Origin of the sequence: Actinomycetospora endophytica, from assembly GCF_021026375.1 — a bacterium.
GTDB lineage: Bacteria > Actinomycetota > Actinomycetes > Mycobacteriales > Pseudonocardiaceae > Actinomycetospora > Actinomycetospora endophytica.
Genome location: NZ_JAJNDB010000001.1, coordinates 1061687 through 1075610, shown reverse-complemented (window position 1 = coordinate 1075610; position 13924 = coordinate 1061687). Strand labels below are relative to the sequence as shown.

The window sequence follows — 13924 nt, the reverse complement described above, 5'->3', positions numbered from 1 at the left end:
CGCCGGCCACCGCCCGTCGCGGGGGCGTGGCCGGCGATCCGACCCGGTAGTACCCCACCCCGATTTCCCTGGAGAGAGAGGCCATGGCCAAGGAACTGCGATTCGGCGCCGACGCCCGTCACGCCCTGCAGGCGGGGGTGGATCAGCTCGCCGAAGCCGTGAAGTCGACGCTGGGCCCCAAGGGACGCAACGTCATCCTGGAGAAGATCACCGGCACGCCCGAGGTGACCAACGACGGGGTGACGATCGCTCGCGAGATCTACCTGCGCGACCAGTTCGAGAACATGGGCGCGCAGGTCCTCAAGGAAGCCGCGGTCAAGACCAACGACGTCGTCGGCGACGGGACCACCACGGCCACCGTCATCGCCCAGGCGATCGTCCGCGAGGGTCTCAAGGCCATCGGCTCGGGCGGCAACCCGGTGCAGGTCAAGCGCGGTATCGACGTCGCGGTCGCGAAGATCGTCGCGCACCTCGCCTCGGTCGCGCACCCCGTCGAGGACGTCGAGTCGCTGTCGCGTGTCGCGGCGATCTCCGCCAACGACGACGACTCCATCGGCCGCGTGGTCGGCGAGGTCCTGCACACCGTCGGCGACGACGGCGTCATCACCGTCGACGACGGCCCGATGCTCGGCATCAACGTGAACTACGTCGAGGACTTCGAGTTCGGCAACGGCTACGTCTCGCCGTACCTGGTGACCGACCCCGGCTCCATGCTCGCCGTGCTCGACGACCCCTACCTGCTGTTCTCCGCGGAGAAGATCTCCGACGTCCGCTCCATCATGCCGGTGCTCGAGCGGATCATGCGCGAGCCGCGTCCGCTGGTGATCGTGGCCGAGAAACTCGAGGGCTCGGCGCTCCAGATGCTGGTGCACAACCACGTCAACGGGCACCTCAAGGTCACCGCGATCCAGGCCCCCGGCTTCGGCGAGAAGCGCGTCCACCTGCTCGAGGACATGGCGTCCCTGTGCGGCGGCAAGGTGCACTCGAAGGCGTCGGCGTTCTCGCTGGAGCAGATGGGCATCGAGCACCTCGGCCGCGCCACGCAGGTCCGCGCCACGAGCGAGCACACCGCCATCATCGGCGGCCTGGGCGACGCCGCGGCCCGGGAGACGCGGGTCCAGCAGCTGCGCTCCGAGATGGACCGCGCCACGATCGGCACCGACGAGGACTGGTTCTCCGAGCGCATCGCCCGGCTCTCCGGCAAGGCCGCGATCCTCGAGGTGGGCGCGCCGACGAACGCCGAGCTCAAGGAGATCCGGCACCGCGTCGACGACTCGCTGCAGGCCACCCGCGCCGCGATGGCGGAGGGGATCGTCGCCGGCGGCGGGGCCGCCCTGCTGCACGCCGAGAAGGCCCTCGACGACGGCCTCGAGCTCTCGGGCGACTACCGCACCGGGGCGGAGATCGTGCGCGCCGCGCTGCCCGACCCGGTCACGCTGATCGCCAGCAACGCGGGCTACGACGGCGACGACGTCGTCAAGCGCGTCCGGGACCTGGGCGTCGACGAAGGCTTCGACGCGCTCGAGGGCCGCTTCGGCAACATGGTCGAGATGGGGATCATCGACCCCCTCCGCGTGGTCCGCTCCGCGCTCCAGAACGGCGCCTCGGTGGCCGGCCTGATCCTCACCACGAACTCGCTGGTGGCCGAGGAGCAGACCCCCTGGAACAAGTCGCTCATGACCGAGTTCGGCCAGCTCGACGAGGGCCTGCCGCAGCCGGCCCCCGACTCGAGCACGCCGCAGTCGATGGGCCTCGGTCCCTCGATGGGCTGATCGAACGCCGGTGCGAACCCGACCCAGTGTTGTGACGGAGAGGAGCCTGTCGTGAAGGCCGTGCGCGTGCACGAGTACAAGTCGGATCCATCGATCGACGACATTCCGGAGCCGAAGCTCCAGGGGCCGTTGGACGTGATCGTGAAGGTCGGTGGCGCCGGGGTGTGCCGGACCGACCTGCACATCGTCAACGGGGACTGGGAGGCGATCCAGAACCCGTCACTGCCGTACGTGATCGGGCACGAGAACGCCGGCTGGGTCCACGAGGTCGGGGACGCGGTCACCAACGTCAAGGTCGGCGACACGGTGATCCTGCACCCGCAGCCCTCCTGCGGGCTGTGCCTGTCCTGCCGGGCCGGGCGGGACATGCAGTGCACCGGGGACGCGTTCTTCCCCGGGCTGTCGAACAACGACGGCGGGATGGCCGAGTACCTGCGCACCACCGCCCGGGCGTGCGTGAAGCTCAACCCGGACACGAACCCCGCCGACGTCGCGGCGCTGGCCGACGCCGGGATCACCGCGTACCACGCGGTGCGCAAGGCGGTGCCCTACCTCTACCCCGGCACGACCGCGGTGGTGCAGGGTGTCGGCGGCCTGGGCCACATCGCGGTCCAGGCGCTGGCCGCGCTGACCGCCACGAAGATCATCGTGGTGGACCGGAACCCGGCGGCGCTCGAGCTGGCCAAGCAGATCGGCGCCGACGAGACCGTGGTGGCCGACGGCAACCACGTCGCCGCGGTCCAGGACCTGACCGGCGGCGGGGCGACGGTGGTGTTCGACTTCGTCGCCGAGCAGGGCGCCGAGCTCGACGCGTGGGCGATGACCGGCCCGGCCGGTTACTGCTTCGTGCTCGGGTACGGCGGTGAGTTCCGGGCGCCGACCCTGGATTTCGTGGCCGGCGAGAAGAACGTGATCGGCAACATCGTGGGCACCTACAACGACCTCGCGGAACTGATGGTGCTCGCGCAGGCGGGGAAGGTCACCCTCCACACCGTCCAGTATCCGCTCGCGAGCGCACTGGAGGCACTGCACGATCTCGACGCGGGGAAGGTCCGCGGTCGGGCCATTCTGGTTCCCTGACCCTCTCATCACATCCAGCCGCAACCACCACGAACTGCGCGGAGGAATTCCACCATGTACGAGAAGGATGGCGAGAAGTACTTCATCGTCGACTCCCACATGCACTACTGGGACGCCTCGCCCGAGAACTGGGTCAAGGGCGCCGAGCAGTACGCCAAGGGGTGGATCGAGTGCTTCCACGCCTACCAGGGTCTCGGCCCGGCCGACACGCACCAGCCGCTCGAGGAGTTCCAGAAGGTCTCCGAGGAGCAGTTGATGCGCGAGGAGTTCGAGGAGGGTGGCGTCGACGTCGCGATCTTCCAGTCGACCTACCTGCGTGAGTGGTACAAGGACGGCTTCAACACCACCGAGCGCAACGGCTACCTCGCCGAGAAGTACCCCGGGAAGTTCATCCTGAACACCCGCTTCGACCCGCGTGACGGCGACGCCGGGATGCGTGAGTTCGAGGGCAATGTCGAGAAGTTCGGCTGCAAGGGCGCCAAGCTCTACACCGCGGAGTGGAACGGCGAGTCGCGCGGCTTCAAGCTGACCGACCCGGAGGCCTACCGCTTCCTGGAGCGTGCCCAGGAGCTCGGGGTCAAGAACATCCACGTCCACAAGGGCCCGACGATCTGGCCGCTGGACAAGGACGCGTTCGACGTCTCCGACGTCGACCACGCGGCCACCGACTTCCAGGGCCTGAACTTCATCGTCGAGCACGTCGGCCTGCCGCGCATCGAGGACTTCTGCTTCATGGCGACGCAGGAGCCCAACGTCTACGCCGGCCTCTCGGTCGTGCTGGGCGGCCTCATGCACGCCCGCCCGAAGTTCTTCGCCAAGGTCATGGGCGAGCTGCTCTTCTGGGTCGGCGAGGACAAGATGACCTTCGGCTCGGACTACAACATCTGGACGCCGAAGTGGCAGATCGAGGGCCTCCTCGACTGGGACTACCCGTCCGACGAGTTCTCCGACTACCCGCGCCTCGGCCAGGACGGGAAGCGGAAGATCCTCGGCCTCAACGCCGCCAAGCTCTACGACATCGAGGTCCCGGCGGAGCTCCAGCTCGGACAGCGCGAGGTGGCCCAGGCATGAGCATCTCCTTCCTCACCCGCCCGGCCGACAGCGACGATGCCGCCGTCGTCGGGCGGGTGTGGGAGGCGCTGCGCACGGTGCGCGACCCCGAGCTGGACAACGACGTGGTCTCCCTGGACTTCGTCGCCTCCTGCGAGGTCGACGAGCACCGGGTCGCGCACGTGCGTCTGCGCCTCCCCACGTACTTCTGCGCACCCAACTTCGCGTTCCTCATGGTGGCCGACGCCTGGGACGCGACCTCCACCGTCGACGGGCTCAGCGACGTCGACGTGGAGCTGATCGACCACTTCGCCGCCGACGCCATCAACCGGGGTGTCGCCGCGCGTGCCGGCTTCGTGCACTCGATGGCGGGCACCGAGGTCGGCGAGGCCGTCGAGGAGCTCGACACGCTGCGGAGGCAGTTCACCGAGCGGGCGCTCATGGCCGGGACCGACCTCGTAGTCCGGCCGCTGGCGAAGGCGGGGAGCACCCCCGAGGAGCTGGCGGCGATGACGCTGGGCGACGCCCCGGACTCCGAGGACCTGACCCGGCTGCGGCGGCGACGTCGCGAGCTCGGCATCCCGTCCTCCGACGAGGACCCGCTGGTCGTGGACCCGAGCGGTCGCAAGGTCGGCGTCGAGGCGCTGCCCCTGCACCTGCGCAAGGCGCGCTCGTTCCAGGTCGGGGTCGACGCCAACACGAGCATCTGTCGCGGACAGCTCGCCGTCCGCTACGGGCTCTCGACCACCGACGCGAGCTGACCGCATCCCCGTGAGAGGAGCGAGACCATGTCGCGCGACGCGATCCGTCTCGATCGCGGCAACCACCCCGACCCGGACGCGGGCTGCTGCCTGATGGAGTACGTCTCCGTGCTCGACGGGGGACGCTTCGGGCCGCTGCCGCGCTGCACCCACCCGGCGCTCGCGGCACTCGTCATGCAGGTCAACGACCGGACGTCCGACGCCGGGCGCGCCGCGCTGGTGAGCCGCGCGGAGCGGCTGCGCCGGGCGGACAGCGACGACCCGGGGCTGGGCTGGCGCCTGGTCGAGGTGTGCGCGACGGCCGTGCTCGCCCGGTCCCCGGGCGACGCGGCCGCCCGCCGGCGGCTCGCCCGCAGCGGTCGTGCCCGCGGGCGGATGGCGTGGGTGCTGCCCGGCGGGCTGCGCACGCGCCTCCCGCGGGCCGCGCTGGTCGCGGTCGGCCTCGGCGCGCTCGACGAGCTCGTCGGGGCCTTCCACGCGGTCCTCGCGGTCGCGGGCCCGGCCGGCAGTCCGGAGCGGGACGGCGTCCTCTCCGCGCTGCTCGACGACGCGCTCGACGTGGTCACCGGCACCGACGGTGCTCCTGACACCCACCACCACCCACGAGAGGAGGCGTTGACGGCATGACCAGCGCCACCGCACCGCACACCGTGCGGCGGATCGGCTCGCCCGCCGCGGCGGCGCTCGCGGATCTCGCGGCGATGTTCGAGGACCTGCAGACCGTGCTGCTCTGCTGCGAGCGGCTCGTCAGCGAGGTCCGTCCCGGCGTCGGCCGCCAGGTCGACGAGGTCGTCGTCGAGTCCCTCTGGACGACCGCGCTGATCTCCTACTCGCGCTGCTTCGCCGGCGGCGAGCGGGGCATGGGTCTCACCGAGGACGACATCGAGGGCCTCGAGCTGCAGGGCGAGAAGCTCGCCTGGCACCGGATGCTCCGCCGGCTCAAGAAGCACTTCGCCGACCCGGCCGCCAACCCCCGCGAGGAGTTCACCATCGGGGTCGCGGTCGCCGAGGGGAAGCCCGCGGGCGTGGCGATCACGTCCACCCGCCAGGTCCCGGTCGACGAGCAGACGGTGCGCCAGACCGGCGCGCTCGTGTACGCCCTGACCCAGCTCGTGGATGCGCGGATCGCCGAGCACCAGGCCACGGTGCTCGCCGGGGCCGCGGCGCTCTCGCAGCAGGAGCTGGAGACGCTCGACGAGATCGAGGTGACCGGGGACGGGCGCCCGCCGCCCGGGCCCGCCGACGAGGCCGCGCCGGAAGGCGACGGGGAGGGGACGACGTCGTGAGCGAGGAGCCCGGTACCGAGGAGCGCTTCAATCCCTGGTCGGTGGTGCACCTCGTGTTCGACCACCTGTCCGCGCAGGGCCTGCACCCCGTGCTCGGCGACTCGGGTGACCCGTCCGAGCCCGCCGGCGAACTGCTGCGCGCGCTCGGCATCACCCCGGGCGACCCGTCGTGGGCGCGGGGGCAGGACCCCGAGCAGATCCAGGACCAGCTCGCCAACATCCGGTCGTTGTTCGAACCCGTGGACTCGGAGACCGGCTCCGAGGGACGCTGAGCCGCCCGGATCGGCGCCGGAGAGGACGGGAGGAGGTCGCCGTGCAGGAGCTTCACCTGGTGACGCTCGTGGTCCACGCCATGACGCGTGAGCCGCTGGCGGTGCTGGGCGACGCCGAGGAGGACCAGTGCCTCGTCGTCTCCGTCCGCCCGCAGCAGGCCGAGGTCATGGCCCAGGGGCCGCACCCCACGCGCGACGACGACTCCCGCCTCACCCAGGATCTGGTCGCGGATCTCGCGGCGGCGCTCGGGCGCAGCCTGGCCGGCGCGGAGATCACCGACCTCGTCGACGACCGCTTCCACGCGGTCCTGGTGCTCGACGACGGCACCCGCCTCCCGGCCCGTCCGAGCGACGCGCTCGCCCTGGCGGTCCGTGACGCGCTGCCCATCGGGGTCGACGACGAGGTGATGGAGCAGGCCGGGCAGTCGTGGAAGGAGCTGCAGGGCGACGACCCGCACCCGCAGAGCAAGGAGGTCGACGAGATGCGCGACTTCCTCGACCAGGTCACCGCGGACGACTTCGGGGGGTCCGGGCCGACCTCCGAGCCGCCCGAGTCGGGACAGGATCACTGACCCGTGTTCCGACGCCCCCCGGTGGTGCTCGCCGGCCCGGCCTTCGTGGCGTCCGTCGCCTACGTCGACCCCGGCAACGTCGCCACCAACAGCGTCGCCGGGGCCACCTCGGGCTACGCGCTCGCCTGGGTGGTGGTCGCGGCCGGGCTGATGGCGATGCCGGTCCAGTACGTCGCGGCCAAGGTCGGCATCGTCACCGGACGGAGCCTGCCGCGCACCTGCCGGCAGGTGATGTCCAAGCCGACCCGGGTCCTCATGTGGCTGCAGGCCGAGGTGGTCGCGATGGCCACCGACGTCGCCGAGTTCCTGGGCGCCGCGGTCGGGCTGCAACTGCTGTTCGGGCTGGGGCTGCTGCCCTCCGGGCTGATCACCGCGGTGATCGCGTTCGGGGTGCTCGCGCTGCAACGGCGCGGCCACCGGCCCTTCGAGGTCGGGATCGTCGCCTTCCTGGCGTTCGTGGTGGCGGGCGTCGGGTTCCAGCTCGCCTCGGTGGGGATCGACCCCGGGGGCGTCGCGGCGGGACTCGTCCCGGGGCTGGACAGCTCCGCCGAGCTCGTCCTCGCCGTCGGCATCGTCGGGGCCACCGTGATGCCGCACGCGATCTACGCCCACTCCGCGCTGACGGCCGGGCGCTCCCGCGGGGTCGGCCGCCCCGGCCGCAAGCGGCTGCTGGCGTTCCAGCGCACCGAGGTCATCGGCGCCCTGACCATCGCCGGCCTGGTCAACCTGGCGATGCTGCTGGTCGCCGCGCGGGTGTTCGGCAGCTCGCCCGCCGGCGAGGGCGTGGACGGCCTCGAGGCGGCCCACGCCGGGCTGGGGCAGCTCGCCGGCGGTGCCGTCGCCCTGGCGTTCGCGGCGACCCTGCTGGCCAGCGGGCTCTCGTCGGCCGCCGTCGGGACCTACTCCGGCCAGGTCGTGATGGAGGGCTTCGTCGACGTCCGGCTCTCACCGACGGTCCGCCGCACGGTGACGATGCTGCCCGCGCTCGTCCTGCTGGCGATCGGGACCAGCCCGACGACGGCGCTGGTCGGCAGCCAGGTGGTGCTCTCGTTCGGCATCCCCTTCGCGCTGTTCGCGCTGCTCAAGGTGGCCCGGGACGAACGGGTGCTCGGGTCGGAGGCGATCGGCCGCGGGATGACCGCCGTGCTGGGGACCATCAGCGCGGTCGTGGTGTGCCTCAACGTCGTGCTCCTGGTGGACACGATCACGGGCTGAGACCGGAGCTGAACAGCGGGTGTCTCGGATCGAGACGTCAGGGACTCGCGTCGTGGCGCCGATCACGCCTACCATCCCCGGTTGCGCATCCTTCGAGGTCGAGCGGGGCGCAGCAGGCGAGGTGGCCCATGGACGCACGGACCGATCCCGGCCTCGACCGTGCCCGCGAACGGTTCCTGGGTGACGGCACGGTCGACGAGCGGGGAGTGGTCCGCCCGGAGATCGTGCAGTCCTGGGAACGCTCGCGGCGCGCCGGGGTGGACGCCGATCACCTGGCGCTGCCCTACGACCCGGACCTCGACTTCGAGGGCAGCCTGGTGCACTGCGCCAGCCCGGTCCTCGACGACCTCACCGAGCGGCTCTCGGGCATGGCGGTCGCCGTCGTGCTCTCCGACGCCGAGGGCAACGTGCTCGACCGGCGGGTCGGGGAGGGCGAGCTGCGGCGCCGGCTCGACGCGATCTCGCTCGCTCCGGGCTTCAGCTACGCCGAGGAGTTCGCAGGCACCAACGGGGTCGGCACCGCGCTCGAGGGCTCCGCCCACGCGATGGTGATCGGCGCCGAGCACTTCACCGACCGGCTGCGCGCCTTCGCCTGCGCGGGCGCCCCGGTGTACCGGCCCGGCGGCTCGCTCGCCGGCATCCTCGACGTGACCTGCCTGGCCGCCGAGGCCAACGACCTCATGCGCTTCCTCGCCCGGCAGACCGCGAAGGACATCGAGGAGGTGCTGCGCGAGCGGGGCAGCGCCGGGGCCCGCGCCGTGATGGCCGCCTTCCGCACCGCCTGCGTCCGGGCCCGTGGGCCGGTCCTCGCGCTCGCCGAGGACTTCGTCATCGCCAACCGCTCCGCCCACGAGACCCTCGACGCCCAGGACCGCGACCTGGTCGCCCGCCACGCCGCCGATCACCGCCGTGGCGGTCCCGGCGAGGAGCGGGTGCTGCTGGCCGAGGGCCCGGTCCGCCTGCTGTTCACGCCGTCCCCCGCGCACCGGCCGTCGGGCGTCGTCGTCGAGGTCCTGCGCAGCACCAGCACGCTGCGTCTCGCCGGCGGCACCGGCGGGGCGGGCGTCGTGCCGCCGCGCGGTCCCGCGGCCCATCCCGCTCCGCCCGCCCGGCCCCTCGTCGGGCTGGCCGGGACGTCCCGTTCCTGGCGCTCGACCTCGGCCGCGCTGCGGGCCGCCGCGGCCGGGGTGAACAGCACGGTCGTCCTCGGCGAGACCGGCGTCGGCAAGGCGGCCGCGGTCCGGGCCGCGCACCGGGAGGTCCGCCCCGCCGCCCGCCTCGTCGTCGTCGACGGCGAGGCGCCGACCGCGGCCGAGGAGCTCGCGACCCTGCCGGTCGAGCTGGGGACCGACCCGGCCACGGTCGTGGTGCGCCGGGTCGAGGCGCTCGACGAGCAGGGTGCCGCAGCCCTCGCCCAGGTCATCGACACCGCGGCCGCCGAGGTGTGGGTGGCCGCGCTGGTCACCGGCGAGGAGGTCGGGGAGGGACGCCGTGTGCACGACGTCCTCGGCCGGTTCGACGGGTCGCTGTCGATCGAGCCGCTGCGTCGCCGTCCCGAGGACGTCGCCCCGCTGGTCGAGGCCCTGCTCGCGCGGCTGGCGCCGGGGCGGAGGGTGCGATGTAGCTCCGAGGCGATGGCCCTGCTCGGCGGCGCCCGGTGGCCCGGGAACGTCGCCCAGGTCGAGGACGTGCTGCGTCGGGCCCTGGTCGCCCGGCCCGCCGGCGACATCGAGGCCGGCGACCTGCCCGCCGAGGTCGCGGTGCACGGCACCCGCCGTCGCCTGACGCCGCTGGAGACCGCCGAGCGCGACCTCATCGTCGGCGCGCTGATCGAGGCGCGGGGGAACCGGGTGAAGGCGGCGTCCGCGCTCGGGATGGGCCGCGCGACCCTCTACCGGCGCCTGCGGGCGTTCGGCCTCACCGACGTCGGACGGTGACCGTCCGTCCCGGACGCCGTCGGAGCGTGCCGGTGCGCGCGAGCATCCGCTCCTCGACCGCGGGACGGTGCTCGGCGACCTCGACGTCGTCCTCGTGGTCGGCGTCGTCGGCGCTGCCGAGCCCGCACCCGTCGTCGCACCCGCCGGTGCCCCACTGACGGCGCGCCTGCGCGGCGACCTCGACGACGGCGGCCACCAGCTCGTCGCGCTGCGCGGCGAGCCGGCGCGTCGAGCAGGACAGGCCCAGGGCGACCGTCGAGGTCCCCGACGGCGCGATGACCGGCGCGGCGACGGTCGCGAAGCCGAGCGCGAACTCGCCGTCGTCGAGGGCCCAGCCGCGCGCCGCGACGTCGTCGAGCTCGTGGGCGAACCGGACCGGGCAGGTCACGGTCTGCGGGGTGACCGCTTCCAGCTGCTCGCTGCACACCGCCTCGCGGTACACCGGCGACGCGGCGAGCAGCACCTTCGTCAGGCCCAGCGCGTGCGCCCGCTCCGGCGGGATGTGGGTGTCCAGTCCGGGCAGGCGGGCGAGACCTTGGTGGCCGCGGACGTCGGTGATGCTGGCGACGACGGAGCCGGTGCGCCGGACCAGGTAGGCCCGCTGCCGGGTGCGGCGGTACAGCTCGGTGACCGCCTCCGCGAGGATCGCGCCGGGCGCGGGGTCCTCGGGGCCCAGGTCGGGCGCGGCCGTCGGCTCGGGATCGTCGGCACCTTCGGCGGGCACCCAGGCCCCCCAGGGCGGCGCCGCCCCCAGCCGGCACCGCCCGGAGGTGTCGCGACGGGCGAAACCCGCCTCCACGAGGGTGTTGACCATGTAGCGGGCGGTCGCCGAGCTCTTGCCCAGCTGGGCGCCGATGTCGGCGGGCGACAGACCTTCGGGATGGTCCCCGAGCAGCCGCAGCGCTCTGAGCACCATCGCCGCCGTCTTCAGTGACCGCGCGCCCGACGTGTCCTCGCTCACACCACGAACATAGGAGGGTCGACGCCCCCGTGCCTGTCTCGATGTGGGACACATGGACGCCCTGAAACGGACGGTCGGGCGCCTCACACCCCTCCCACCCCTCGGGGACGACCCCGAGAGGAACCGGGGTCGGGCACGGAGGCCGGGGCCCGGACGTTGGACGAGTGTGGGGGACGACCGATCCCGACGCGGTGCCCGCCGCGTCACGACGCACCGGAGGACCTGTCATGGCCGTGCTGACCCGCAACCGCGAGGACGCCTGGTTCGGAGGGGTGTGCGCCGGACTGGGGGAGTACTTCGGCGTGCCCGCCAACGTGGTGCGCCTGATCTTCGTGCTGTCCTGCCTGCTCCCGGGCCCGCAGTTCATCATCTACCTGGCGCTCTGGGTGATCATGCCGCGTCGGTGACGTGCCGCTGGGGGCTCACGTCAGCCGGGAGGCCCGGTCGAGCAGGTAGGCCCGCTCGGGCGCGGAGCGGGTGAGCCGGGCGGCCTCGCGGTAGGCCACGACGGCCGGCCCGGGGCGTCCGGCGGTCTGCTCGAGGTGCGCCCGGACCGCGGCCACCCGGTGGTGGCCGCGCAGGGCCGGGTCGTCGGCGAGGGTGCCGAGCTCGGCGAGGGCGGCGTCCGGCCCGTGCACCTCGCCGAGCGCGACCAGGCGCCCGAGCCGCGACATGGCGTCCGGCCACAGCCCGACGAGCGTGTCGTAGAGCGCCAGGATCTGGGCCCAGTCGGTGTCCGCGGCGTCGGCCGCCTCGTCGTGCAGCGCGGCGATCGCGGCCTGCACCGCGTACGGGCCCGGCACGCCGTCGCGCAGCACGGCGGTCACGAGCGCCGTCCCCTCGGCGATCATCGCGGCGTCCCACCGCGTCCGGTCCTGCTCCGCGAGCGGCACCAGCGCGCCGTCGTCGGAGGTCCGGGCCCGATGCCGCGCGTCGGTGAGCAGCATCAGGGCCAGCAGGCCCGCGACCTCCCCGGCCTCGCCCGCCTCCGGCGGGAGCGCGGCGAGCAGTGCCCGGGTGAGCCGGATCGCCTCGGCGGTCAGGTCGGTGCGGTGGAGCCGGTCGCCCGCGGTCGCGGTGTGGCCCTCGGTGAACACCAGCGACAGCACCGCGAGCACGGCGGGCACCCGTTCCCGGCGCTGCTCCTCGGTGGGCGGGGCGAACACCTCCCGGGGCCGGGTGAGTCCGTCGGCCAGGCGCGCCTTGGCGCGGCTGATGCGCTGCGCGACCGTCGGCTCGGGCAGCAGGAGGCCGTGCGCGATCTCGGCGGTCGTCAGGCCCCCGACGGCCCGCAGGGTCAGGGCGACCTGGCTCGGCGGGCGCAGGTCCGGGTGGCAGCACAGCAGGAGCAGCGCGAGGGTGTCGTCGACGGCCGGCACCGGCTCGGCGTCGGGCAGGTCCCGTCGGGCGTCGTTCTCCTCGCGCCGCCGCCGCGCGGAGTCCCGCCGCCAGGCCTCGACCAGGCGCCGCGACGCCGCGGTCACCAGCCAGCCCGTCGGGTTGGCCGGGATCCCGTCGGCGGCCCAGGTCGTGGACGCCGCGAGGAGTGCCTCCTGGAGGGCGTCCTCGCAGGCGTCGAAGTCCTGGTGGCGGCGGACCAGCACCCCGAGGACCGACGGGGCGACCTCGCGCAGGACGTCGACGGTCCCGGTCACACGTCCCAGCCGCTCATGTCGAGGATCGGCCGCACCTCCACGAGCCCCCACACCGCGTCCGGCACGCGCGCCCCGATCTCCTCCGCCCGTCCGGCCGACTCCACGTCGACGAGGTAGAAGCCGGCCAGGTGCTCCTTGGTCTCCGCGAACGGGCCGTCGGCCACCACCGGGCTGCCGTCGGCGGTGGACACCCAGCGCGCCAGGGACGGGTCGGCGAGCCCCTCGGACGCGACCAGTTCCCCGGACTCGGCGAGCTCGCGGGTCAGCGCGAGGTGGTCGACCCCGAACCGCGACCGCTGCTCCGGGGGCAGCGCCTCCCAGCGCTCGGCGAACCGCGGGTTCGAGTGCAACAGGATCATGAACTTCACTTCCGGCCTCCTGGTGTCCGCGAGGAAATCTTCGCCGGGGTGTCGAGACCCGGGGCGCGGCTTCGACACCCGGCCGACACCACTCACGGAGGTTCAGCGATGACCAGCACCGAGACCCGGACCGACACCGACGCGATCCTGGCCACCCTCGACGAGATGCACGCCGCGATCGGCGCCGGCGACGCCGCGCGGGCCCTGGACACGTGTGCCGAGGGCACCGTGGTCTTCAGCCTCGCGCCGCCGCTCGTCGACGGCACCGGCTCGCGCGAGGGAGACGTCGCCGCCCTCGCCGGCTGGATCGCCTCGTTCGACGCCCCGCCGCGGCTCGCGCACCGGGACCCCACGGTGCACGTCGACGGCGACGTCGCGTTCGTGCACACGCTGAGCTCGATGACGGGGACGAAGGGCGGCGAGTTCACGCTGTGGTTCCGGTCGACGTACGGGCTGCGGCGCATCGACGGGCGCTGGCTGATCGTCCACCAGCACGAGTCGGTGCCGTTCCACATGGACGGCTCGTTCCTCGCCGCGACGGGCCTGGAGCCCTAGATCGCATCGATTCACCCGGGTTCGGGGGTGGGGCGGGAGGCGTGCGCGGGGCATCCTGGTCGGCGGAGGACAACGACGTCGTTCCGGAGCACCGCCATGAATCCCGCCACCCCGCCCGACCCTTCCCCGCTGACCGGCCACGAGCAGGCCGTGCTCGCCGCGATCTCGGCCCACGAGCATCGGTGGGACGCCGGGTTCGCCGACTCCCTGGCGACGGGTGACGTGCGGCGGCCCGGGCACCGCTGGCGGACGCTGCTGCTGGTGCTCGCCGTCGTCGTGCCGGTCGCCGTCGGGCCGCTGGTGCTCTCCTCGGCGTGGGTGCTCGCGATCGCCGCGGTGGCGCTGCTCGTCGTCATCCCGACGACGCTGGTGGTGTGGGCGCTGCGCCAGGGTCGGGTCTACCCCTAGGTGGCCTTCGGCCTTGTGAGCAGTAATTGATGCTATAGCGT

16 protein-coding genes are annotated in these 13924 nt (G+C 73.2%); 13 read left to right on the top strand and 3 right to left on the bottom strand.

What is annotated here, in order from left to right; translation table 11 throughout:
- Positions 1 to 83 precede the first annotated feature (83 nt).
- From groL to LQ327_RS05230, 10 genes are all read left to right on the top strand, one after another.
- Positions 84 to 1772, top strand: coding sequence for a chaperonin GroEL (gene groL, locus LQ327_RS05275; RefSeq protein WP_230730466.1), 1689 nt, complete (start codon positions 84 to 86; stop codon positions 1770 to 1772).
- Between the two features lie 51 nt (positions 1773 to 1823).
- Positions 1824 to 2852, top strand: coding sequence for an NAD(P)-dependent alcohol dehydrogenase (locus tag LQ327_RS05270; RefSeq protein ID WP_230730465.1), 1029 nt, complete (start codon positions 1824 to 1826; stop codon positions 2850 to 2852).
- 54 nt (positions 2853 to 2906) lie between these two features.
- Positions 2907 to 3923 carry an amidohydrolase family protein gene (locus LQ327_RS05265; protein ID WP_230730464.1) on the top strand — a complete coding sequence of 339 codons (1017 nt, stop codon included), beginning with the start codon at positions 2907 to 2909 and terminating at the stop codon, positions 3921 to 3923.
- Positions 3920 to 4663 carry a metal-sulfur cluster assembly factor gene (locus LQ327_RS05260; protein ID WP_230730463.1) on the top strand — a complete coding sequence of 248 codons (744 nt, stop codon included), beginning with the start codon at positions 3920 to 3922 and terminating at the stop codon, positions 4661 to 4663. The genes LQ327_RS05265 and LQ327_RS05260 overlap by 4 nt, the downstream gene beginning before the upstream one ends.
- Before the next feature lie 27 nt (positions 4664 to 4690).
- Positions 4691 to 5290, top strand: a complete 600-nt coding sequence (locus LQ327_RS05255) for a hypothetical protein (protein WP_230730462.1) — start codon at positions 4691 to 4693, stop codon at positions 5288 to 5290.
- Positions 5287 to 5949 carry a hypothetical protein gene (locus LQ327_RS05250; RefSeq protein ID WP_230730461.1) on the top strand — a complete coding sequence of 221 codons (663 nt, stop codon included), beginning with the start codon at positions 5287 to 5289 and terminating at the stop codon, positions 5947 to 5949. The genes LQ327_RS05255 and LQ327_RS05250 overlap by 4 nt, the downstream gene beginning before the upstream one ends.
- Positions 5946 to 6221, top strand: coding sequence for a hypothetical protein (locus tag LQ327_RS05245; protein WP_230730460.1), 276 nt, complete (start codon positions 5946 to 5948; stop codon positions 6219 to 6221). The genes LQ327_RS05250 and LQ327_RS05245 overlap by 4 nt, the downstream gene beginning before the upstream one ends.
- A gap of 41 nt (positions 6222 to 6262) precedes the next feature.
- Positions 6263 to 6793, top strand: a complete 531-nt coding sequence (locus LQ327_RS05240) for a bifunctional nuclease family protein (RefSeq protein WP_230730459.1) — start codon at positions 6263 to 6265, stop codon at positions 6791 to 6793.
- 3 nt (positions 6794 to 6796) lie between these two features.
- Entirely contained in the window at positions 6797 to 8008 is a 1212-nt protein-coding gene (locus tag LQ327_RS05235; RefSeq protein ID WP_230730458.1) for an Nramp family divalent metal transporter, read from the top strand.
- A 128-nt stretch (positions 8009 to 8136) separates the two neighbouring features.
- Positions 8137 to 9945 (top strand): sigma-54-dependent Fis family transcriptional regulator, encoded by a 1809-nt coding sequence (locus tag LQ327_RS05230; RefSeq protein WP_230730457.1) that lies wholly within the window; start codon positions 8137 to 8139, stop codon positions 9943 to 9945.
- Here the strand turns inward: LQ327_RS05230 and LQ327_RS05225 are convergent.
- Positions 9926 to 10906, bottom strand: a complete 981-nt coding sequence (locus LQ327_RS05225; RefSeq protein WP_230730456.1) for an IclR family transcriptional regulator domain-containing protein — start codon at positions 10904 to 10906, stop codon at positions 9926 to 9928. The genes LQ327_RS05230 and LQ327_RS05225 overlap by 20 nt on opposite strands.
- 227 nt (positions 10907 to 11133) lie before the next feature.
- Between LQ327_RS05225 and LQ327_RS05220 the strand changes: the two genes are divergently transcribed.
- The gene (locus LQ327_RS05220) at positions 11134 to 11313 is read left to right on the top strand and encodes a PspC domain-containing protein (protein WP_230730455.1); all 180 of its coding nucleotides are present in this window, start codon (positions 11134 to 11136) and stop codon (positions 11311 to 11313) included.
- Between the two features lie 15 nt (positions 11314 to 11328).
- Here LQ327_RS05220 and LQ327_RS05215 read toward each other — a convergent pair whose 3' ends face one another.
- On the bottom strand, positions 11329 to 12561 hold the full coding sequence (locus LQ327_RS05215; protein WP_230730454.1) for an RNA polymerase sigma factor: 1233 nt from the start codon (positions 12559 to 12561) through the stop codon (positions 11329 to 11331).
- Positions 12558 to 12920 carry a YciI family protein gene (locus LQ327_RS05210; RefSeq protein WP_230733055.1) on the bottom strand — a complete coding sequence of 121 codons (363 nt, stop codon included), beginning with the start codon at positions 12918 to 12920 and terminating at the stop codon, positions 12558 to 12560. Before LQ327_RS05210 ends, LQ327_RS05215 begins: the two co-directional genes overlap by 4 nt.
- Before the next feature lie 108 nt (positions 12921 to 13028).
- Between LQ327_RS05210 and LQ327_RS05205 the strand changes: the two genes are divergently transcribed.
- A complete protein-coding gene (locus LQ327_RS05205; RefSeq protein ID WP_230730453.1) occupies positions 13029 to 13475 on the top strand; it encodes a YybH family protein in 447 nt (148 codons plus the stop codon).
- A gap of 96 nt (positions 13476 to 13571) precedes the next feature.
- A complete protein-coding gene (locus tag LQ327_RS05200; protein ID WP_230730452.1) occupies positions 13572 to 13883 on the top strand; it encodes a DUF3040 domain-containing protein in 312 nt (103 codons plus the stop codon).
- The last annotated feature ends 41 nt before the right edge of the window (positions 13884 to 13924 follow it).

What these genes read in the sequence shown, in the direction of transcription:
- groL (WP_230730466.1), top strand. Translation starts at nt 84, where the DNA reads ATGGCCAAGGAACTGCGATTCGGCGCCGACGCCCGTCACGCCCTGCAG.
- LQ327_RS05265 (WP_230730464.1), top strand. Translation starts at nt 2,907, where the DNA reads ATGTACGAGAAGGATGGCGAGAAGTACTTCATCGTCGACTCCCACATG.
- LQ327_RS05260 (WP_230730463.1), top strand. Translation starts at nt 3,920, where the DNA reads ATGAGCATCTCCTTCCTCACCCGCCCGGCCGACAGCGACGATGCCGCC.
- LQ327_RS05255 (WP_230730462.1), top strand. Translation starts at nt 4,691, where the DNA reads ATGTCGCGCGACGCGATCCGTCTCGATCGCGGCAACCACCCCGACCCG.
- LQ327_RS05250 (WP_230730461.1), top strand. Translation starts at nt 5,287, where the DNA reads ATGACCAGCGCCACCGCACCGCACACCGTGCGGCGGATCGGCTCGCCC.
- LQ327_RS05230 (WP_230730457.1), top strand. Translation starts at nt 8,137, where the DNA reads ATGGACGCACGGACCGATCCCGGCCTCGACCGTGCCCGCGAACGGTTC.
- LQ327_RS05220 (WP_230730455.1), top strand. Translation starts at nt 11,134, where the DNA reads ATGGCCGTGCTGACCCGCAACCGCGAGGACGCCTGGTTCGGAGGGGTG.
- LQ327_RS05210 (WP_230733055.1), bottom strand. Translation starts at nt 12,920, where the DNA reads ATGATCCTGTTGCACTCGAACCCGCGGTTCGCCGAGCGCTGGGAGGCG.
- LQ327_RS05205 (WP_230730453.1), top strand. Translation starts at nt 13,029, where the DNA reads ATGACCAGCACCGAGACCCGGACCGACACCGACGCGATCCTGGCCACC.
- LQ327_RS05200 (WP_230730452.1), top strand. Translation starts at nt 13,572, where the DNA reads ATGAATCCCGCCACCCCGCCCGACCCTTCCCCGCTGACCGGCCACGAG.